At 42.1% G+C, this 21,985-nt stretch carries 18 protein-coding genes and 1 other annotated feature (1 of these 19 running past the window's edge); all 18 genes read right to left on the minus strand.

The genetic code is table 11. The features are described 5' to 3' along the window. Positions 1-14: 14 nt before the first annotated feature. A complete protein-coding gene (locus K357_RS0107995) occupies positions 15-701 on the minus strand; it encodes a YggS family pyridoxal phosphate-dependent enzyme (protein WP_028258222.1) in 687 nt (228 codons plus the stop codon). 127 nt (positions 702-828) lie between these two features. Continuing rightward, complete coding sequence (gene pgeF, locus K357_RS0108000; protein ID WP_244869397.1) at positions 829-1,728, minus strand: peptidoglycan editing factor PgeF; 900 nt, start codon at positions 1,726-1,728, stop codon at positions 829-831. 105 nt (positions 1,729-1,833) lie between these two features. Continuing rightward, positions 1,834-3,561, minus strand: coding sequence for a radical SAM protein (locus K357_RS0108005; RefSeq protein WP_028258224.1), 1,728 nt, complete (start codon positions 3,559-3,561; stop codon positions 1,834-1,836). Between the two features lie 672 nt (positions 3,562-4,233). Further along, positions 4,234-4,956 carry a DUF4198 domain-containing protein gene (locus K357_RS0108010; protein WP_028258225.1) on the minus strand — a complete coding sequence of 241 codons (723 nt, stop codon included), beginning with the start codon at positions 4,954-4,956 and terminating at the stop codon, positions 4,234-4,236. Between the two features lie 702 nt (positions 4,957-5,658). Further along, positions 5,659-6,666, minus strand: coding sequence for a ketol-acid reductoisomerase (ilvC, locus tag K357_RS0108015; RefSeq protein ID WP_028258226.1), 1,008 nt, complete (start codon positions 6,664-6,666; stop codon positions 5,659-5,661). A gap of 251 nt (positions 6,667-6,917) precedes the next feature. After that, positions 6,918-7,787 carry an ABC transporter ATP-binding protein gene (locus K357_RS0108020; RefSeq protein ID WP_081658442.1) on the minus strand — a complete coding sequence of 290 codons (870 nt, stop codon included), beginning with the start codon at positions 7,785-7,787 and terminating at the stop codon, positions 6,918-6,920. Positions 7,788-8,322: 535 nt separating this feature from the next. Then, positions 8,323-8,814: an acetolactate synthase small subunit gene (gene ilvN / locus K357_RS0108025; protein ID WP_028258228.1), complete on the minus strand. Its 492-nt coding sequence runs from the start codon at positions 8,812-8,814 to the stop codon at positions 8,323-8,325. Further along, positions 8,804-10,537, minus strand: a complete 1,734-nt coding sequence (gene ilvB, locus K357_RS0108030; RefSeq protein WP_028258229.1) for a biosynthetic-type acetolactate synthase large subunit — start codon at positions 10,535-10,537, stop codon at positions 8,804-8,806. Before ilvB ends, ilvN begins: the two co-directional genes overlap by 11 nt. A gap of 51 nt (positions 10,538-10,588) precedes the next feature. Next, entirely contained in the window at positions 10,589-11,812 is a 1,224-nt protein-coding gene (gene ilvA / locus K357_RS0108035) for a threonine ammonia-lyase (RefSeq protein WP_028258230.1), read from the minus strand. Between the two features lie 269 nt (positions 11,813-12,081). Further along, the gene (gene ilvD / locus K357_RS0108040) at positions 12,082-13,752 is read right to left on the minus strand and encodes a dihydroxy-acid dehydratase (protein ID WP_028258231.1); all 1,671 of its coding nucleotides are present in this window, start codon (positions 13,750-13,752) and stop codon (positions 12,082-12,084) included. Positions 13,753-14,457: 705 nt separating this feature from the next. Beyond that, positions 14,458-14,901 carry a cupin domain-containing protein gene (locus tag K357_RS0108045; RefSeq protein WP_028258232.1) on the minus strand — a complete coding sequence of 148 codons (444 nt, stop codon included), beginning with the start codon at positions 14,899-14,901 and terminating at the stop codon, positions 14,458-14,460. Positions 14,902-15,061: 160 nt separating this feature from the next. After that, on the minus strand, positions 15,062-15,367 hold the full coding sequence (locus K357_RS0108050) for a heavy-metal-associated domain-containing protein (protein ID WP_028258233.1): 306 nt from the start codon (positions 15,365-15,367) through the stop codon (positions 15,062-15,064). Between the two features lie 287 nt (positions 15,368-15,654). After that, a complete protein-coding gene (gene tatA / locus K357_RS0108055) occupies positions 15,655-15,906 on the minus strand; it encodes a twin-arginine translocase TatA/TatE family subunit (protein ID WP_028258234.1) in 252 nt (83 codons plus the stop codon). Between the two features lie 85 nt (positions 15,907-15,991). Next, positions 15,992-16,750, minus strand: a complete 759-nt coding sequence (pgl, locus tag K357_RS0108060) for a 6-phosphogluconolactonase (RefSeq protein WP_028258235.1) — start codon at positions 16,748-16,750, stop codon at positions 15,992-15,994. 139 nt (positions 16,751-16,889) lie between these two features. Next, on the minus strand, positions 16,890-17,972 hold the full coding sequence (leuB, locus tag K357_RS0108065) for a 3-isopropylmalate dehydrogenase (protein WP_028258236.1): 1,083 nt from the start codon (positions 17,970-17,972) through the stop codon (positions 16,890-16,892). A 202-nt stretch (positions 17,973-18,174) separates the two neighbouring features. After that, entirely contained in the window at positions 18,175-18,669 is a 495-nt protein-coding gene (locus K357_RS0108070) for a 3-isopropylmalate dehydratase small subunit (RefSeq protein WP_028258237.1), read from the minus strand. Positions 18,670-18,741: 72 nt separating this feature from the next. Beyond that, the gene (gene leuC, locus K357_RS0108075) at positions 18,742-20,004 is read right to left on the minus strand and encodes a 3-isopropylmalate dehydratase large subunit (RefSeq protein WP_028258238.1); all 1,263 of its coding nucleotides are present in this window, start codon (positions 20,002-20,004) and stop codon (positions 18,742-18,744) included. A 1-nt stretch (position 20,005) separates the two neighbouring features. Continuing rightward, the gene (locus K357_RS0108080) at positions 20,006-21,538 is read right to left on the minus strand and encodes a 2-isopropylmalate synthase (RefSeq protein WP_028258239.1); all 1,533 of its coding nucleotides are present in this window, start codon (positions 21,536-21,538) and stop codon (positions 20,006-20,008) included. A 377-nt stretch (positions 21,539-21,915) separates the two neighbouring features. After that, positions 21,916-21,985, minus strand: a binding site (T-box leader) (it continues 133 nt past the right edge of the window).

Consider the following 21,985-nt stretch of genomic DNA (forward strand, 5'->3'; position numbering starts at 1 on the left):
TCCTCAATGTATGCCTAGAAATATACACGCTCGCCGAAAATGGCCGTGCCTACACGAACAACATTGGCACCTTCTTCTATTGCAATTTCAAAATCATGGGTCATCCCCATCGATAAATACTGTATTTGTTCTGGTTGAAAGTATTGCTTCATATCTTCATATAAGGCATGTGCGACTCTAAAGATAGGTCGTGTATCTTCTGGATTTTCAAAATAAGGTGCTATGCACATCAAACCGCGCACACAAACGTGGGGCAATGTACTCGCATACGTTCTTACCTCTGGAAATTCCTCTACAGTCAAACCTGTTTTACTTGCTTCACGAGCTACATTCACTTGCAATAAAACATCTTGTATTATGTCGTGTTTTGCTGCGACTCGCTCAATTTCATCCAATAACTTTTTACTGTCTACGGAATGAATCAAATCAAACATAGGCACTGCTTGCCTAACCTTATTCATTTGCAAATGACCCAACAAATGCCATCGCACCGTGGGTCCCTTATATGTTAATTGCTTTTCTTTTGCTTCTTGTACACGGTTTTCGCCTACATCAGTGACTCCTAAGGATGCTACGGTTTCTACCGCTTGGACTGGATGATTTTTAGTCACCGCTACCAACGTCACTTCATCAACACGGCCAGCACGTTTCATACACTGCTGTATACGATCACGAACCGTCTGTAATGATGTTTCAATCATCGTCATCGCTCCTATACAATTACAAATAAAATGCCCTTTGCCTACAGACTCATACACTATAGGCGATTTTATTATATACTATTTAGCTCATAATGTATAGGAATTTTAATCGTTCTCGTCGTTTTCATCAATTCTCATCTTGTAGCATGGTAAACAAAGCCATCCGTCCCGTACGGCCTTGTTCACGGCGATAGGAAAAACAAGCATCACACGTCATACTATCGATACCGCTTTTCATAATTTGATTGGTCGGCACACCCTTATCTACTAAACTATGAATAATAAAGCTCCATAAGTCGACATGCGGTGTTGCGTTAGAGGCACCGGGACGCGTTATATACCGAACTATCGCATCGTGGTGCATCGCCTTTTCCATAAATCTATGGGCCAATGCTTCATTCACTTCAAAGGAAGTCGGTCCAATAGAAGGACCTAAAAATACATAACAATCAGCCGCTTGCGTGCCATACGCTTCGTGCATAGCTTCTAACGTAATCGTCGGCAACATGCCAATGGTCCCTTTCCACCCTGCATGAATCACCGCTACGGCTCGATGTTTTGTATCGTAAATGCATAGAGGTACACAGTCAGCTGTAAATAATAACAATGGCACAGAAGGTAGATTCGTCATCATCGCATCACAATCAGCCAATGCCGTTTCCTGTGATAAGGCCCCTGCCCCTATGTGACTTTCATCAACACGTGCCACCCTAAGACCATGCACCTGATTGGCACAGGTTAAGCGTTCCACCGAAACACCTAAATAGGCGGCCACACTGCGGCGATTTTCAATCACATGAGCCGGTTCATCACCCACATGCAGCGCCAAATTAAACGACTCATACGGTGCTATCGACGCACCACCCATGCGAAACGTAGAACCAAGAATCAGTGGAAATGGTGTAAACGAAAGAGGGTGCTGAAAGTACCACGATGTACCTTTCTCCGTTACCACTTCTTCTATCGTTGTCCTATCATCAAAATTCGTTGGTAAAACCATCGCATCTATTTTCTTTCCTTCTTTCATAACGTCCCTTCTCTATTACTATCTGTACAATAAGTGAGCATCCTATCTTTAACTATCTAACACAGTAATGTAGTATCATCATACGATCTTTCCCTAGCTAAAAGGTTATTTACATACACCACATCGCTTACAACCAGACCTACAAGGCGGCGTATAGATTTCTTGTAAACACCGCTCCCACTCCATCTGTAAATAGCCATCTTTCAGTTGCATGTCCAATACATCCCACGGTTGTGGATCAGAAAAGGATCGCTCTTTATAAAGTTCATGTTCCATGTCAATGCCTTGTGCTTTACATATACGCTTAAAGTCTTTACTGCCCCGTTCCAATGCACAAGCGGCTATAACAGATCCTAGGCGTCGATCGCCACGAGCCAACACGCCTTGCACATATGCTTCTTTAGGCGATTCTATGAGCACTTCAATGCGCCTATTTTTTTGCAACGATTTTTTAATATATTGCAGCTTCTTTTCAATATCTTTTTGATGCGCCATCGGCATCCATTGAAACGGTGTAAACGGTTTAGGAATAAAAGGATTAATACTCAACGTTAACCTTCCCGTACAGCCCACTGTATTCATATAGGTCTGTGTACGCTTGGCTAATTCAATGAGTGCCTCTATATCTTCATCTTGTTCTGTCGGTAATCCAATCATAATATACAAGCGAATATGGCGAATACCAGCCTGACCTGCCAACATAGCCGCTTTTCGTAAATCCTCTTCACGAATCCCCTTATTAATCACTCGTCGCAATCGTTCGCTTCCCGTTTCGGGGGCGATAGTAATCGTCTTTTGCCCGCTATCAGCAAGACCATTGACTACATCTTGTGTCAACGAGTCCGCACGAAGGGATGCACAAGAATAGCGCAAACCTTTCGCGCGAATGTAATTCACCAATGCATCAATCTCTGGATAATCAGAAATAGCGGCACCCATGAGGCCTACTTTTTTCCCTAGTGCGGCCGCCCGATCGACGCCAGCTTTCAACATATCTAAATCACGCACCCGCGGTGTACGATATGTATAACCCGCCATACAAAAGCGACAATGACGCCCACACCCACGCGCCACTTCCACAATATACATGGCACCAAATTCTGTAAAATCAGTAGCTACAACGGTTTCTCCCTCTCGCTGTAATGGTCGCCAATGGCGCTGTATCTTAGTCGGTGCCCCTTCTGCCACATCATACCCAGCAAATTCCCCTTCTGTATCATAAAGAGGTGTATATAACATAGGCACATAGACGCCTGGCAATCGGCTTAACCGTTTCATAATCTCCTGGCGCGCCAATCCTTCTTCTTTGCCCTCATAGATACAATCTAGCATATCACTGATTAGGCCTTCCCCTTCCCCGATAATACAAGCATCAAAGAAATCAGCAAATGGTTCTGGATTAAATGTCGAACAAGGGCCTCCGGCAATCACAATCGGATCAAATTCTGTCCGCTCCTTTGCCATCACCGGTACTCGTCCTAATCGGAGCATGCGGGGAATATGAAAGTAATCCATTTCAAAGGTAACATCGATACCAATCACATCGAAACTATCCATGGAGCGCCTTGTTTCCACACTCATAAGTGGCGTTTTAGTTTTTTCATACACTTCTAGTTCTTGTCGTTCTGGCAAAAAAATTCGTTCACATACACTGTCGCTTCGCTCATTAATCTCTTGGTATACAATTTGGATGCCTAAATTGCTCATTCCTACATAATAGGTGTTCGGATACGCCAGTGCTACCTTGTACCGAGCATGAGGATCAATATGACAGCGATTGACTTCCCCTTCATGTAATTCTTGCAGCCGACTAATAAGAGTATTTCGATTCATCTAACGCCTTTCTCACTGAAACAAATGCGATTATTCCTATACCCATACCACTTCACCAGATGGAAGCAATATAGCTACATAGCAATCATCGTCCTAACAATGCCATCGCCATATAGCAGCACTTATCACTATAGTGCTACACATGGCCATATCTAATAGATTCATTAAATTGTATTATACCATATAAATATAAATTAAAAGGGATATCCCCGACGTGTACTGGTAACGGAATGAATCGCATAATTACCACTATACCGCACCATCATTACCGTTACACAGTATAACATGCTTTACTCACTTATATGCTCATTCACTCATTTACTTACTTATTTACTTATTTACTTACTTACTTACTTACTTACTTACTTACTTACTTACTTACTTACTTACTTACTTACTTACTTACAAGCATATTACTCCATCTCATGAATATGGCAACATTATAATAGTACTATTTCTTCCTCTTTCTAGTATCCTATGGCGCGCTATGACAAAATGATTGCCTGTCCCTAGTGTAAAAGAAGCATATGCTACTAGCAATAAGTAGCATATGCTTCTTGATAAAGGCGTACATAGTCAACATATCCGAACACCTAACTAGAAATAAGTTATCTACGGATACGAGGAAGATGTACCATCTATACTAAGATAGGACTTCCTATAATCTGTTAATTATTCTTCAGGATAAATTGTAAAGGACAAGGATGAGAAGTATTTATTTTGTGTACCTGCATCACCAGATGGATAGCCAATTTCTACACCGATAACATTTAAACCATTGGCGTTAACAGTAACGGTAGCACGACCATTGGCATCTGCTTGACTTTCATTTGTCAAATCATTTAGCACATCTTTAATTAATGGTGCATTTGCCATTGGTTTGCCATCTTTTAACACTTGAATTTCAAAAGTATCACCTTTTTTCAATGTTAATGGATTTACCATTGGTACGATTTGAATTGGCATATCACTAATAACCATAGGTTTAGCTGATGCATCCCAGTAGTTAATATTCCATTTTATTGCATGTGTTGTCTTCACTGCGTTAGGGACTTGATTAAATGGTTTGTTGACCATTTTGCCATCTGTTGTTTTAGTAAAGTACCCATAATCAAAGTAAGTAGCAGTCACACCTAAGTTATCAGGTGTTAAAATAGATACGTTCTTATGATGATTAACTACAGTAACTGGTGCCACTTGCCCCATTGTAGTATAGCCATCAATTTTTTGTACACAGCTAGGTGAGTACGCATTATCCAATGGACCTTCACCTAATACAAGTGCTTTTTCATCAAGGCGATTTGCAAACCATACACCATGTGCATCAACTGCAGTCATAGCCGCACTCGATACTAACGTAGCTAAACATAATCCTAAGGCCAATTGCTTCTTCATATAATACCTCCTAAATGATAATAATTAACAAAATTCAACTATACTTTTATCATACATCGCATGACGCCCTTTGTATAATGATGATTATGCATAATTGACGCATTATCTAGCATAATACTTCCCCTCTATCGACTCGATACGCCCTATATAAGAAAAAAATTGTGAGCATATAATCAATAATCATAGTAAATACAGTACTCTTGCCATAAATGATTATACTATACAGTGCTATGTATATAATTCATAGACCGTTAAAAATTTTTACACCTATGAAATATGCTCGCAGTGCCATATATATAATTTATAAACCGTTACCTTTTCTCCGTGAAAGGCGCTCCTCCTAACATTCATACCAATGCTATTCATAATAAAACTATCCTCCTTATCTATCATAAAATCATAGGCATATCTCTATCTTCATAAAACCACATAGATGGCTCTATCTGTCATAAAAGTAGTAACGCGCATCAAAAAGATAAAATACCGATAGAGCTAGTATTTAACTAGTTCTATCGGCATTAACAGCAACACTTTTTGTCCTATAACCCAAGTATTTGCTAGACTTCCCTTAGTAAGGCAATACGTTTTCTTCTAGACACAAAAAAGCTGTAACAAAAGGGGACATCCCCATTTCGTTACAGCTTCTACTCATACTAAGAGTATCTGTCTACGTATACTCACCTATGGCTATTTCGCTCTCACTTATTTCAACCAAGACATTAAACCGCGTAATTCAGAACCGACGGATTCAATTTGATGTTCTGCGGCTGCTTTACGATGATTTTTCAAGAATGGTTGTCCTGCTTTATAATCTTCTAAGAATTCATTGGCAAATTTGCCCGATTGAATATCTCTTAAGATGTCTTTCATTGCTTGTTTAGTGTCCGCAGTGATAACACGAGGACCTGCATAGTAATCACCATATTCTGCCGTATTGGAGATGGAATGACGCATTTTGCCAAAACCACCTTCATAGATTAAATCTACAATCAATTTCATTTCATGTAAGCATTCAAAATATGCATTAACTGGTTCATAGCCCGCTTCACACAATACTTCAAAACCAGTTTTGATTAATTCTGTAATACCGCCGCAAAGCACAGCCTGTTCGCCGAACAAATCAGTTTCTGTTTCTGATTTAAAATTAGTTTCCAAAATGCCTGCGCGGCCACCACCGATAGCGGATGCCCAAGCTAGTGCTACTTCAGTAGTATCTCCAGATGGGTCTTTTTCTACGGCATACAAGCAAGGCACACCGGAACCTTCTTGATACGTTCTACGAACTAGATGACCTGGTCCTTTAGGAGCTACCATGAAAATATTAATATCTTCACGAGGCACAATTTTACCAAAATGAATATTAAAGCCATGAGCAAATGCTAAATAAGCGCCTTTTTTTAAGTTTGGTGCTACATCTTTTGCATAGACTTCAGCTTGTAATTCGTCTGGAATCAATACCATAACGATATCAGCACCTTTTACTGCTTCCGCAGTATCTTTTACAGGAAGACCCGCTTCCTTCGCTTTTGCTGCCGATTTGGATCCTGCACGTAAACCGATGGTAACATCGAAACCATTTTCTTTAAGATTCAATGCATGCGCATGGCCTTGTGAACCATATCCTAATACAGTGATTTTTTTACCTTCTAATTTTTTTAAATTGCAATCTGCATCATAATATACTGTTGTACCTAAAATCTTACCTGCCATTTTTATTTCCTCCATTCATTTTACAGTCATCTACGTGTATCTATAGATTACTGTATCTACTCTACATCAATTCTATAGAAAATACAATCTTTTTCATAGCAAAATATTGCATTTATTATAACTCTTTGTTATATGTTATATATCTATCATACATACATGCTACCTTTGCTAACTTGTATCAACCAACACTATCATATTATGAATCCTTTCAAAGAAAACTAGCGCACCATTCGTCGCCCATACTCACTATGCTATGATTCAACGATCATAAATGGTCGCTCTTTTCGCCAAAGCACGTGCACCGCCACCCCATACAACTCTGACAGTACCGCATCGGTCAGTATATCTCGTTTAGGCCCTTTCTGCACCACTTGCCCCTCAGCTACTATCGCCACATGCGTAACAGGCGGCATAATTTCTTCAATTTGATGCGTCACATAGACGAAGGGAATACCCCTTTTGCTCATCTGTACCAAGGTAGTCAAAAATGCTTCTCGATGTTTCACATCTAACCCTGCACAAGGCTCATCGAGAATTAAAAGATCTGGCTCTCCCATAACTGCTCGGGCCAACAAGGTCCTCCGTTGTTCCCCGGTAGACAAAAGGCCAAATGTATGATGACGTCTATGGGATAATTGAAAGTCTTCCAGCAAGACGTTTGCGCTTGTATAGTCTTCTGCCGTCAGTGTGCAATAGGTGCCAATCGTATGATACCGTCCAGATATAATAATTTCTTCCACCGTTTGTTTATATAAAGTTTGATAAAATCGTGCAAGGCTAGCACTGACAAATCCAATGCGTTCTTTTACAGAAGACCAGTAACACGTGCCAAATTCCTTGCCAAACACACGCAAGATGCCACTAGTAGGCATGTGAATCACGGGAATCATGCTGAGCATAGTGGATTTACCAGATCCATTTAACCCTACGACGGCCCAATTTTCACTTTCCTTGACATCCCAATAGACACCGCGTAAAATTTCTTGTCCCTCTCGTTGAAACGTAATATTTTCATAATGCAACAACTCTCGTGCCGATGCATCAGCCTCTCTTATGGACGTATCCTCTTTTCTATGAATCGTATCAACGGTTTCTAATCTATATGATTTTCTCTTAGTCATATCTAACAATCCCTCGCGCCATCTTTCATGCCATTCTCTCTCCTATCTTTCATAGCACACTCTCACACTAACCCTCATAGCATTCTCTTACCATATCTGTCATAGCACTCTCTCCGCTATGTTTCATAGCATCTCTCGCACTATTTCACAGCATTCTCTCACAGTACCGCTATACATGAAATCTCAAGTGTTATACAGAGTGTACTATATTTGCCTTGCACTAACTGATGTGCCTGTATATCTCAAGTGTTATACATAATTTACTATAATCTACATAATCTGATCGTAACCATGCACAAACAACGTACACTCTTTTTACCATACCGCCATGGAAACAATGCATTACCATGCAAGTGACAGCACTTTGAGAAAATTCTGTTATATCTATCAATCTATAAACGATATCACATAAGTTCCTATGCTTACCGTAATCGTCCCTCTCTAACTCACGATTATGGGCAACGAGCTCTACGCGAAATCCTCTCTCTGTCCATAGGCTATCATTGAAACACATGGCCTACAGTACATCACGTTCTTACATTTTCTCACCACGACTCATGGCGGTAACACCTGTTTTAGCGATTTCTAGTACACCGTAAGTTTCCATAATATCAATGAAGCCTTGCAATTTTTCATCATCCCCCGTCAATTCTACGATGAGAGACGTAGGAGACACATCTAATACATTGCCTCGATAAATAGTAGCAATCTGCACGATTTGAGAACGTGTCGAATTATCGGCTCTCACTTTTATCAACATCAGTTCCCGACGCACCACATTTTTAGCGGCAAAAATTTTGACTTTCACCACGTCCACCAATTTATAAATCTGTTTTTGAATTTGATCCAACGAAGTATCGTCTGCCGCTTCTACGGTCAACGTGATGCGCGCATAGCCTGGTTGATTCGACACGCCCGATGTCATTTTATGAACGGAAAATCCTCGCCGATTAAAAAGACTTAAAATTCTAGCACCAATACCACTTGCATTCTTAGCGATTACTAAAATCTGATGTTCATTCGTCATGTAGGGACACCCCTTTCTTACCAACCATATTCGACACTCTAGCACCTGCTGGAATCATCGGAAACACATTCACTTCTTCGGCGACGCGACAATCGATAACAATGCCTGTATCCGATGTGAGTATATCACGCAAATGGGCATCTAATTCCTTTCTCGTACTAATACGCATGGCTGGCAAATCAAAGGCCTCTGCCAATTTAACAAAGTCAGGACTTACATGTAAATCTACAAAGGAATATCTCCGTTGATTAAATAGTTCTTGCCATTGTCGCACCATACCTAAGTATTGATTATTTAAGATAAGGACTTTCACATTCAAATGATATTGTTTCATCATCATTAATTCTTCGAAGGTCATTTGAAAGCCCCCATCGCCCACTACGAGAACGACGGTTGTATCAGGCGCTGCAATCGCAGCCCCCATGGCCGCCGGTACGCCATACCCCATAGTGCCAGCACCGCCCGATGTAACCATCGTATGAGGATGTTTAAATGTTAAAAACTGAGCCGCCCACATTTGATGTTGTCCTACATCGGTAACGATAATCGCCTCTCCATTCACGATCCTATCGACTTCAGACAATACTTCCTGTGGATATAACACACTTTCATCATGAGGTGGCACGACCATCGGGTACGTTTCTTGCCATTCATGAATTTGGTTCCACCATTCTTCATGGGTCGCATCTTCAATACAAGTGTTTAATTCAGTTAATACATGTTTCAAGTCCCCTACAATCGGCACATGAATTTTTACATTTTTATCGATTTCTGCTGGATCGATGTCGATATGAATAATCTTGGCATGCGGGCAAAAATGATTAGGATCACCTGTAATACGATCGTGAAAGCGAATGCCTGCCGCTATAACCACATCGGCTGCCTCGGTAGCATAGTTCGCCGTCACCGTACCATGCATGCCTAGCATGCCTAGCGACAATGGATGGTCTTCTGGGAAACAGCCTAATCCTACCAACGTATTGGCAACTGGCGTCTGTGTCCGTTCTGCCAGTTCACGCAACTCCTGCCATGCGGAGGCTTTCAATACGCCACCACCAGCAATGATAAGTGGTTTCTTAGCCGTTTTTAACAAGGCAGCCGCCTTTTTAATTTGACCAATATGACCTTTATACGTCGGATCATAGCCTTCAACAGTGATAGGTTCATCATATAACTTGTCATATACGTCCATAGGAATTGTCTGTAATTGAATATCCTTAGGAATATCAATGAGGACTGGCCCTGGACGTCCTGTGGAAGCAATAAAATAGGCGGACTTAATAATCCGTGGTAAGTCCATAATGTCTTTCACTAAATAGTTGTTTTTAGTAATCGGCATGGTAATCCCTACTGTATCAGCTTCTTGAAAGGAATCTTTCCCCAGTAAAGATCGCCCCACTTGCCCCGTAATCGCCAATAGAGGAATGGAATCCACATAGGCCGTCATAATCCCGGTAACTAAATTAGTCGCTCCTGGTCCAGACGTAGCTAAACATACGCCCACCTTGCCAGACACACGCGCATACCCATCAGCAGCATGAGCGGCTCCTTGTTCATGACGTACAAAGTAATGATGAAGTTTCACTTCTTCTTCGTTATACTTATAGAGTTCGTCATAAATCGGAATCACCGCGCCTCCTGGATATCCAAACATATGTCGCACACCAAGACGATATAACGTTTCTAATACAATATGAGCTCCATTTATCTTGTCCGCACGCATCATAAACGCCTCCTTTTCAACATGTACCTATCATCAACCTATCATTGTTACTTATTCTTCCAACAAACTAGAACTGTTTAATCGTGTAATCATATAGCCTTGTTGTGTAAAGGCTTCAATAATGTTAGCAATATGTTCTTCCCCATTCGTTTCTACAGTGACTTGTAGTTCCACTTCATGAAAGCGATCTAGATTTTTGAATTGATTGTGATCCAGTTTAATAACATTCGCATCTTGTTTCGCCAATATCTGTGATACTGCCACCAATTGACCCGGCTTATCCGGTAAATTAACGGAGAAACTGAAAATACGCCCCCGTACAATCAAGCCTTTCGTAATCATCGAAGAAATCGTCAATACATCGATGTTACCGCCACTGACGATAGATACGACTTTTTTGCCACGGCAGGATAATTTTTTCAACCCTGCTAAGGATAAAATTCCTGCATTTTCCGCCACTAGTTTATGTTTTTCCACCAATAACAAAAAGGCTTCCATCAGTTCATAATCTGATACAGTTACAATTTCATCCACATACTGCTTAATATATTGCAACGTAAGATCGCCCACCAATTTAACCGCCGCTCCATCAGCAATGGTACTCGCCTCTTTTAATTCCACTGGCTTGCCTGCTCGAAGCCCCGCCAAAGCACAAGCGGCCCCTTCTGGTTCCACACCAATAATCTTGATGGTCGGATTTTTCAGTTTCGCCGCTGCCGCCACGCCGGCCACTAATCCACCGCCTCCGACTGGCACTAACATAACATCTGCATCGGGTAATTCTTCAAGCACTTCTAAGGCAATCGTTCCTTGTCCTTCTAACACGTCTTCATCATTAAAAGGATGTACAAAGGTATAGCCGTATTCTTCTTGTAATTCACATGCCTTTTGATAGGCTTCGTCATATACTTCACCATGCAAAACAACTTCAGCGCCCCATCGTTTCGTAGATTCTATTTTGATCAATGGCGTATGTTTGGGCATCACAATGACTGCTTTAATTCCTAATTTCTGAGCTGCCAATGCGACGCCTTGTGCATGATTGCCTGCAGATGCAGCGATGACGCCACATTTCTTTTCTTCATCCGATAATTTACAAATTTTGTTATACGCTCCACGCACTTTAAACGATCCGGTGCGCTGTAAATTTTCTGGTTTAATGTATACATCATTGCCACATTCGTCGGAAAATACATCGCTATGTAACAATTTAGTGGTAACAGTAACGGTGCCTAGCCGCTCTCTGGCTTCTATAAAATCATATAACTTATGCATAATATCCCTCTCTTATATGTATCTATCGCGCTATACTACGCACTCACATTGAGCGCTACGGCGCTTTCTTCAATCGGTCACCAATGCACCCGTACATTCCTATCATCTATGAAATCACATAGGATACGTAAACGTATCGCCATACCTTAGTGTTTCAAATTCGCTCTGAAATCATATAGAATACGTTTTATATACTTTGGTAGCGACTTTTTCCACATTCCTACGAAATCACATAGAACGCATTGTATATCTCCTAGACCGCGCTCCTATTAGTCTTCATCCAATAATTCAATCGCCCCACGATCCGCAGAGGATACATGCATGGCATATTTTTTCAAATATCCTGTCACATGACTGCGGTAAGGTGCTAAGTTAGCTTTACGTGCTGCAATTTCTTCATCGGATAGCCGTACCGATAACAAGCCAGCAGGAATGTCGATATCAATCATATCCCCATCTTCCACAATCGCAATCGTACCACCAGCTGCCGCTTCTGGCGATACGTGACCAATCGAGGCACCTCGAGTAGCACCCGAGAAACGACCATCCGTAATCAACGCTACCGAATCGCCTAATCCCATACCTGTAATGACAGAAGTCGGTGTCAACATTTCACGCATACCAGGACCGCCTTTTGGGCCTTCATAACGAATGACAACCACATCGCCTTTTACAACCTTGCCACCCATAATGGCTTCCACTGCTTCTTCTTCATTGTTATATACTTTCGCTGGTCCACTATGAACGAGCATACTAGGATCAACGGCCCCTGCTTTCACTACCGAGCCATCGACGGCCAAATTGCCCTTTAATACGGCAATGCCTCCCGTTTCATGAACGGGGTCATCAAAGGAATGAATCACATCGTCATCTAAAATGGCCACCCCATTAGCAATGTCCCCTTGTGTAGAAAGCGATACGGTTTTCGCATCCCCGTGCAAGCGATCATTCATGAATAATCGTTTCATCACCGCTGGAATACCACCAGCCCTATATAAGTCTTCAATGAAATATTTGCCTGATGGCGATAATTTAGCCAACTGTGGTGTGGTTTGTGCAATGCGACTAAAATCATCCAGTGTTAATGTCACACCCGCTTCATGGGCAATGGCTGGTAAATGTAGGGCCGTATTAGACGATCCGCCTAATGCCATATCTACTGCTACGGCATTTTCAAAAGCCTTTCGCGTCATGATATCCTTAGGCCGTAGGTCTGCTGCTAAGACTTTCAGTACTTGCATACCCGCTAATTTAGCAAGGCGCATACGTTCCGCATAGACTGCAGGAATTGTACCATTACCTGGTAATCCCATGCCCAATGCTTCGGTTAAGCAATTCATTGTATTGGCTGTATACATGCCAGAACAAGAGCCACAAGTAGGACAAGCCGTATTTTCAATCTCTGCCAATTCCGCATCATCAATTTGTCCTGTTTGATGTTGTCCCACTGCTTCAAACACATTGCTCAAGCCAATCTTTGTGCCTTTATGAACACCGGCTAACATTGCGCCACCGCTCACAAATACACTTGGTAAATTCAATCGCGCTGCAGCAATCAACATACCTGGCACAACTTTATCACAATTAGGAATGAATACCATCGCATCAAATGGTGTGGCCATTGCCGTCGCTTCAATGGAGTCGGCGATAATGTTACGCGTTACCAAAGAATATTTCATGCCTATATGATTCATCGCTAACCCATCACAAATACCGATGGTATTAAATTCAATAGGAATCCCACCGGCGTTGCGAATACCATCTTTCACAGCTTGCACCAAATTGCGCAAATGCATATGACCTGGCACGATTTCATTAAAAGAATTGGCAATCCCGATAATAGGGCGATGCATTTCTTCATCTACAAAACCTAAGGCCTTCAATAATGATCGATGGGGTGCTCTTGTCACGCCTGTTGTTAAATTGCTACTTCTGCTCATACTAGACATCCTTTCACAAGTAATAAAAAAAGACGATTCCTTTGAATCGTCTTAAAAGTCATAAGCGCAGTATATATATGCATATATATTGTGTTCTATAAAGTTTCTAAAGGTAGCCTGCTATGTTGCTATCCTACAACCAAATCAGCAAAGGCTAGTCGTGGCCATTTTCTTATTGATTGTAATTAAACTACATTCGCTGAAACTTTTAAGACAGAATCTTGTTAAGTTGTTGTTCATAATTCGAATGCTGTTAATAATTGTGATAATCACAATAATCAATAAGCTAATGACTAAACCTAACATAATTCCCTCCAAAAATTTCAATACCTTCTAAATATGTTTCTATCATAGCACGATATTTTTTATTAAGCAACATAAATCAACATGGATATGTAAAAAAATATATCCATTAGTAATGTCACATATAATAATTTGTAATGCCATATAGCGTATTCGTATGGCATTCATACATCATGTATATCATAGGCTACTAGCAGTTTCAAGTCCGCTTATCTACGTAATCTTCATACATCACGTCTATCACAGGCTACACTACAAGGAGCTAGAAGAACCGTACTTTCAGTGCTTCATAAGCCTACCTATACGCCATCCAGTTCTACTTATTTTGTGCCATCCATAGGCACCTAGAAAGCTCCGCCTATGTTCCGTTACCCTCTATCGACAATAAGGACTGCCATCCTATCAAGAACTTTGTAAAAACTCACGTATTGCTGGATCCTTTTGTAATTCCTCTAGTTTTTCATCGGCCACCACAGTCACTTTATCGCGATCAAGGTTCACTAAACATAAAAATCCTAAATAGTCACCTTGATTCGCGCGAAATTGATGCACTGTGCCACTAGGAATTTCAATCATATCGCCCACCGCTACATCCACGATGTCGTGACCTAATAAGCATTGCCCCTTACCTCTAAATATCATTACCATATGTGTGTGTTCATGATACTCTAAGGTACTATACCCATGAGGCTTGACTTCAAAATAGCGAAACTGACAAGGAATATCAAAGGCCCCATCAAACAAGACCTGTCGTGTTACATCTTTAAAAGGACTGCCATCTTGCTTATACACCAATAGATCTGTATCATGCCAAGTATAGGTTTGACTGTCAAACTTTTTAATCATCGTCACTGTAATTCCTTTCTCCACAACCCGATAGGTATGAAAGATACATCTACTTCTTAACGTGCCTATATACCTAGCAAACTCTCTCTATATAAAGAGTACCCTTTGTGATAGCCATTACGTTCACGAAAGGCTCCACAAAAGGCACTAAGAACTTAGCTTATTTAAATAATTTTTTAATCGTTCCCAAAAATCCTGTATGATGGTGTACATGATTTGCTACACCAGCTACTTCAAAACCAGTTGCCAAAATAGCATTGCTAATGGTTTCTACATTATTTTTTGTGGAATCATAGGTAATGGTTACTGTTTTTTCTGGTAAATCAACATGGGATGATACAACACCATCTAATCCAATCGTAGCACCTTCTACTGTTTCTTGACAGTTACCACACATCATACCAGGCACAGTAAATACTTTTGTTACCATAGTACCATTTTCACCACAACCACATTCTTTACACATAGGATGACCTCCTTACTGACTATATATCTATCCGTCACACATTGTATACATCATAACCGCCACAAGTGAATTTATGTTCACCCATTGGTACATCTATAGTATACAACGATAGCAACACTTAGTCATTATATTTATCAAATTTTCCGTTCCCATATAGTACCGATTCCTTCGCTACAACCTAGAGCTATTCAAGTTGTACCGCCAGCACTTGTGGCGCCCTAGTAAAGAACATTCCGACCTGCAATGCCAGGCCATTTTAGCGCATAGCTATAATAGGCTAGTACACACTACGCATCTTTATGTTTATTATCGTTCACAGACCCAGAAGTCACGTCAATGGTTTCTTTCGCAGCATGAACGACCTCTTGTACATCCTCTTTCGCTTCACGAATTGCTTTCTTTTCTGAACTCATAGCGCCTTTAAACTCACGAATACTCTTACCAATAGCGCGCCCCACTTCTGGTAATTTGCCTGGTCCAAAAATAATCAAGGCAATGACTAAAATAACAATTAATTCTGGAGTTCCAATACCAAACATAATCTATCTCCTTTATCATAGTATTTGACTATTACGCATCTATCATCCTAGGACTAAGTACAGATTGCTGTTACCGATTAGTCCATCACCGGTTTTTAACCTGATAAGCCTCTTGGTCTACAAACCAATCAATAGGTACCTGTGAAAGAACCGCCCCAGGCAACACATGCCCAATGCGTTCTCGCCATGGTGAGTCTTCATAATCAAGCCGCTGCTGCAACACTTTTGCTAAGGCAGCTCGCTTCGCATCACCTACGACGGTATACCACACATGCCGCGCTTGTGAAAGAAATGAAAATGTCATCGTCACACGATCCCAAACGTTTCCATCTTCCACCGCTACCACATAGCGCCCATCTTCCTGTAGTGCTAACGACCGAGGAAACAATCCGGCCGTATGTCCATCTTGGCCAAGTCCTAAAATCGCCAAGTCTACGCCTCTTTTATCGCGAGCGCGCAAAATCGTTTTTACTTCTTTATCATATTCATCCGCTGCATTTCGTACCGTTCCCTTATCTGTATGAATTGGGAAAAAGTGCGATGCCCCACACATATTAGAAAACAGCCTTTTTTTAGCTCGATAGAAATGATTATCTGGATCAGACTGTGAAATAAATCGTTCGTCTGTCCACAAGAAAAACGTACGTTCCCAATCGATTCGATCAATATAGACTGGCGTGTTTAATAATTCAAATAAGCGATTAGGAATCGTACCGCCCGTAATCGCCACTATGCATGAACCAGTTTCACAAATACTACGCGCCACAAAATCAACGAACGCATCGGCTACAGCCGTTGCCACTTCATCTGGCGTTATGAAACTATGCATCACATCCTGTGCCACAATGATAAGCCTCCTTCATCTTACGATAGGATTGTCATTAGACTACCTATCATTCGATTATACACTGATTAAACATAGTTGTGCAAGAAGGAGGCTATGAGATTTATATATTCCTTGTATTTAAAAAAATAATGACCTACTATCCATCTAATCGTTCTATAACGGCTTGCGCCATGGCGTGGCATTTTACTGGTCTATCATCGCCACGAGCAATATCCCTTGTGCGATAGCCGTCAGTTAATGCACGGCTTACGGCATGTTCAATAGAATCGGCTACGTTAGGGCAATCAAGAGCGTACCGACACATCATAGCCGCTGCCAAGATTGTACCGAGTGGATTGGCTATATCTTTACCCATTATATCGGGTGCCGATCCATGAATAGGCTCAAACAAAGGCGTTCCTGTCCCAATCGATGCTGATGGCAATAATCCGATAGAGCCAGACACTACAGCCCCTTCATCGCTCAAAATGTCGCCGAACAAATTGGTTGTTACCATCACATCAAACTGACCTGGATTCACCACAATTTGTTGCGCCGCATTATCTACATACAAATAGTCAAAGGTCACATCCTTCGCTTGTGCTGCTTTTTCTTGGGCAATCCGTCGCCATAAGCGTGACGATGCTAACACATTTGCTTTATCCACAGAAGCCACTTTTCCATGGCGCTTGCGGGCCATATCAATAGCCACATCCATAATTCTTTCAATTTCCATGCGACTATAGGTTTCCTTATCCCACGCTACTTCTTCAGCGCCAGTGCCCGATGCTTCTGATCGTTCACCAAAGTAAATGCCCCCTGTCAGTTCACGAACAATCATAAAGTCTACCGCTTCTACCCATTCTTGTTTTAGAGGAGATTGCTCACGAAGAGCTGGAAAAATCTTAACGGGCCGTAAATTGCAAAATAGTCCAAGCGCCTTACGTAACCCTAATATGGCTTTTTCTGGGCGTATAGCTGGATCTACATGATCCCATTTAGGGCCACCTACGGCGCCTAATAATACGGCATCCGCCTTTTGGCAAGCAGTAATAGTATCCTCTGTCAAAGGTACGCCATAGGCATCGATAGAGGCGCCTCCTGCCTCTTTTACAATCCATTCTACCGATATATTCGCCTTAGCAAAAGCTACATCACATACACATCGAGTCACATCGATAATTTCCGCGCCAATGCCATCACCGGGAATCAGCACAATCTGTCGTGTTTTCTTAGTCATACTCTATCCTCTACCTTCCATGGGTATCTCAAAACTCTTCTTTCTGTCTATGGCAGAATTCTTCTTTCTGTTTCAAAATTCTTCTCGGTCTATCTCAAAAGCTTCTATCTCATCTATCGGGGTAAACTTCTTTTAGGTTTATCATAAAAAGCTTCGTATCCTATCGATTAGGAATCGTCGTTTTCTATCAATCATGAATCTTCTAAGACTGACGTTGTTTCGCAAAATTAACGAGTCCCCCTGCTTTAGCAATCTCTTGAATAAACGGTGGCAGCGCTGTCCCCTTATAGGTTTCTCCCGTTGTCAAATTATAGACAATCCCTTTCGTCATATCGATACCGATGGCGTGATCCGCCTGAATACGCTCCACCTGATCGCCGATTTCAATGACCGGCAATCCAATATTAATGGCATTGCGAAAGAAAATCCGTGCAAAGCTATGCGCCACAATAACGGGCACCCCTTTTTCTTTGATGACGCCTGGTGCATGTTCTCGTGACGATCCACAACCAAAATTCTTACCAGCCACCATAATATCACCAGCTTTGACATGCTTCGCAAAGGTAGTATCAATGTCTTCCATGGCATGGTTTGCCAATTCTTTCCAATCTGCAATCGCCAAATAGCGTGCAGGGATAATCACATCCGTATCGACATTATCCCCATAGCGCCATATTTTTTCACTTCTAAAGTCCATCTATCGTTCCTCATACTTTCATCAACAACGCATTCATACTCGATTCACCCAGATAATCACTAGCATGCTAACCTACATAATATCATCGGGTCCAGCAAGTCGGCCTAACACAGCACTAGCCGCCGCCACATAGGGACTGGCCAAGTAGATTTCGCTATCCACAGGCCCCATACGACCAATAAAATTACGATTCGTAGTAGATACGGTCTTTTCACCAGACGCCATAATCCCCATATAACCGCCTAAGCAAGGTCCACAAGTAGGCGTACTGATGACACACCCGGCTGCTAAAAACACATCGAATAGGCCCGTATGCATGGCTTGTTCATAAATTTCTTGCGACCCAGGGATCACAATGCATCGCGTAAAATCGGCTACTTTTCGTCCTTTTAAAATCGACGCCGCTTGCACCAAATCATCATAGCGCCCATTTGTACAGGATCCGATAATGACTTGATCAATCGAGATGTCATCTGCCACTTCCGTAATATAGTGCGTATTTTCTGGTAAATGAGGGAATGCCACCACCGGTTGTAATGATGCTAAATCGATGGTAATGACCTCCGCATATACCGCATCGCTATCGGCATTCGTAGGAATGATGTCATATTGGTAGCGATCTTTTACATAGGCCTCAGTAATTGCATCGTAAGGGAATACACCACATTTAGCGCCCGCTTCAATAGCCATATTGCAAATGGTAAAGCGATCCGTCATCGACAAATGTACGAGTCCATCACCAGCAAATTCTAACGCTTTATACCTCGCTCCATCGACGCCAATACGACCAATTAACGCAAGAATAATATCTTTCCCCGTAATCCATTTCGCCGGTTTACCTGTCAACCGTACTTGTATCGTTTCCGGTACTTTAAACCACGTCTTACCTTCCGCCATGGCGACCCCCGCATCCGTCGACCCTACGCCGGTAGAAAAGGCATTCACTGCCCCATACGTACACGTATGCGAATCGGCACCAATCATCATAAACCCAGGTCCTACCAATCCATTATCTGGTAAAATAACATGCTCAATGCCGACACGGCCGCTTTCAAAATAAGAGGTAATCTGTTCCTTTCTAGCAAAATCGCGCATAATCTTGGCTTGCTCTGCCGATTTAATATCCTTATTCGGCGTAAAATGATCGGGCACCAAGTAGATGCGATGGCGGTCAAACACCGGCTTATCAATCTTTTTAAATTCTTTTAAGGCCGGTGGAAACGTGATGTCATTCATCAGCACCGCATCGAGTTTACATTCGATAATCTGCCCTGGTCTCACCGATACAAGACCTGCATGGCGCGCCATATTTTTTTCTGTAATCGTCATTCCCATACTAGTGTGCCCCCTCTTCTAACTCTTTCGTCAAGTATATAGAATTTACCGCATTAATATAGGCATTCACACTGGATGTAATAATATCCGTACTCACGCCACGACCGTGATATAATACGCCTTCATGTTCCACTTTTACAATCGCTTCCCCCAAGGCATCCTTACCAGCCGTCAACGCTCTAATGTGGTAATCTTTCAAACTAACAGGAATCCCGATGGCTCGTTCCACTGCCTTAAGGGATGCGTCCACAGGGCCATCACCGACAGCAGCGTCCTCTGAAAGTCCCGTTGGCGTATGCAAGCGAATGTCTGCATAGGCGTAGCCACTTTCATTCGAATGGTAGTGATGATGCACCACCGTAATCGCCTTGTGGTAATCCAACGTATCCATAACGAGGGCCATCACGTCTTCATCGTAAATATGTTTTTTCCGATCTGCCAATTCTTTAAACTTGGTAAATAGCATATTTATTTTTTCTTCGCTCAAGGTAAATCCCAATTGAGATACATGGTCTTCGAAGGCGTGTCGCCCCGAATGTTTCCCTAGCACGATATTCGTTTCTCCAGCACCTACCGATTCAGGTGTCATAATTTCATAGGTTCCTGGATGACTCAACACGCCATGTTGATGAATGCCCGATTCATGGGCAAAGGCATTGGCCCCCACGATGGCCTTATTCGGTGCCACGGCGACGCCCGTTAATTTAGCCACAATCTTACTCACCCGTGTCAATTGTTTTGTATTAATGGGAATCTTGAAATCTCCGTAACAATCCTTTCGTGTAATGAGCGCCATCGTTACCTCTTCCACGCTCACATTGCCAGCCCGTTCGCCAAGGCCATTCACCGTACACTCCACTTGCCGTGCTCCTGCCTCAATAGCTGCCAGCGTATTCGCATTGGCGAGGCCTAAATCATCATGGCAATGCACTGAAATAATCGCTTTTTCAATGCCCTTAACATGATCTTTGATGTACGTAATGATGTTTCCAAACTCAATCGGCGTCATATAGCCTACCGTATCGGGTACATTGAGTATCGTAGCGCCGCCTTCAATCGCCACTTCAAACACGCGGCATAGAAAATCGAGATCCGTCCGTGATGCATCTTCGGCAGAGAATTCAATTTCATCAAATTTGCCCGCCGCAAAGGCCAAACACTCTTTTACCCGATCCAAACAAGCCTCTTTTGTCATTTTCAACTTATACTCCAAATGGATATCACTGGTGGCGATAAATGTATGCAATCGGCTCCGCTTAGCCCCTTGTAAAGCACGGGCCACTTGTTGAATATCCTCCGTGTTGCAACGAGCTAGGCCACAAATCGTAGCGCCCGTCACTTGTTCTGCAATCGTTTTAACCGCTTCAAAATCACCCGGCGACGCTGCTGGAAAACCCGCTTCAATCACATCGATGCCCAACTTTGCCAAATTCTGCGCAATTTCAACTTTTTCCGGCGTTTGCAACGATACACCCGGTGTTTGCTCCCCATCACGAAGTGTGGTATCAAAAAAATAAATGCGTTCTCCGTTCATCTCTGTTCCCTCCATCGCTATCATTTCTACATACTACCTGTTATGACTAGATTCGAAACCATCGCCTACTTGGATACCCAATCGCCTATGGCGAATCCACATGCCATAGGTCACAACTCATGTAGCTCCTATAAAAAAACCCCAGACGAATACATCGTATCGTCCAGGGGCGTCATAAGTATATATCACAAAGCATATCATTTACATTGCATCTACTACGAATACACCAAGCCTCTCACACGTAAGAAAGTCCACATAATGAATCACTGCACATGCATCCATACAATCTATATAGCTGTATCGTATACCTATACCACTACATCACTTTCTTGTGCTCCATAACAGATACTAAAAAACCCCTTACAACGAATATCGTTGCAAGGGGCGTCATATACTTATAACACGGTACCACCCTAGTTGGGTCTCATTAGCAATAACGGAACTACC

This window comes from Veillonella montpellierensis DSM 17217 (genome assembly GCF_000426745.1).
Classification (GTDB): Bacteria; Bacillota; Negativicutes; order Veillonellales; family Veillonellaceae; genus Veillonella; species Veillonella montpellierensis.

Coding starts and splice junctions, on each gene's coding strand:
- K357_RS0107995 (WP_028258222.1), bottom strand. CDS start 701: ATGATTGAAACATCATTACAGACGGTTCGTGATCGTATACAGCAGTGT.
- pgeF (WP_244869397.1), bottom strand. CDS start 1,728: ATGAAAGAAGGAAAGAAAATAGATGCGATGGTTTTACCAACGAATTTT.
- K357_RS0108005 (WP_028258224.1), bottom strand. CDS start 3,561: ATGAATCGAAATACTCTTATTAGTCGGCTGCAAGAATTACATGAAGGG.
- K357_RS0108010 (WP_028258225.1), bottom strand. CDS start 4,956: ATGAAGAAGCAATTGGCCTTAGGATTATGTTTAGCTACGTTAGTATCG.
- ilvC (WP_028258226.1), bottom strand. CDS start 6,666: ATGGCAGGTAAGATTTTAGGTACAACAGTATATTATGATGCAGATTGC.
- K357_RS0108020 (WP_081658442.1), bottom strand. CDS start 7,787: ATGACTAAGAGAAAATCATATAGATTAGAAACCGTTGATACGATTCAT.
- ilvN (WP_028258228.1), bottom strand. CDS start 8,814: ATGACGAATGAACATCAGATTTTAGTAATCGCTAAGAATGCAAGTGGT.
- ilvB (WP_028258229.1), bottom strand. CDS start 10,537: ATGCGTGCGGACAAGATAAATGGAGCTCATATTGTATTAGAAACGTTA.
- ilvA (WP_028258230.1), bottom strand. CDS start 11,812: ATGCATAAGTTATATGATTTTATAGAAGCCAGAGAGCGGCTAGGCACC.
- ilvD (WP_028258231.1), bottom strand. CDS start 13,752: ATGAGCAGAAGTAGCAATTTAACAACAGGCGTGACAAGAGCACCCCAT.
- K357_RS0108045 (WP_028258232.1), bottom strand. CDS start 14,901: ATGATTAAAAAGTTTGACAGTCAAACCTATACTTGGCATGATACAGAT.
- K357_RS0108050 (WP_028258233.1), bottom strand. CDS start 15,367: ATGTGTAAAGAATGTGGTTGTGGTGAAAATGGTACTATGGTAACAAAA.
- tatA (WP_028258234.1), bottom strand. CDS start 15,906: ATGTTTGGTATTGGAACTCCAGAATTAATTGTTATTTTAGTCATTGCC.
- leuB (WP_028258236.1), bottom strand. CDS start 17,972: ATGACTAAGAAAACACGACAGATTGTGCTGATTCCCGGTGATGGCATT.
- K357_RS0108070 (WP_028258237.1), bottom strand. CDS start 18,669: ATGGACTTTAGAAGTGAAAAAATATGGCGCTATGGGGATAATGTCGAT.
- leuC (WP_028258238.1), bottom strand. CDS start 20,004: ATGGGAATGACGATTACAGAAAAAAATATGGCGCGCCATGCAGGTCTT.
- K357_RS0108080 (WP_028258239.1), bottom strand. CDS start 21,538: ATGAACGGAGAACGCATTTATTTTTTTGATACCACACTTCGTGATGGG.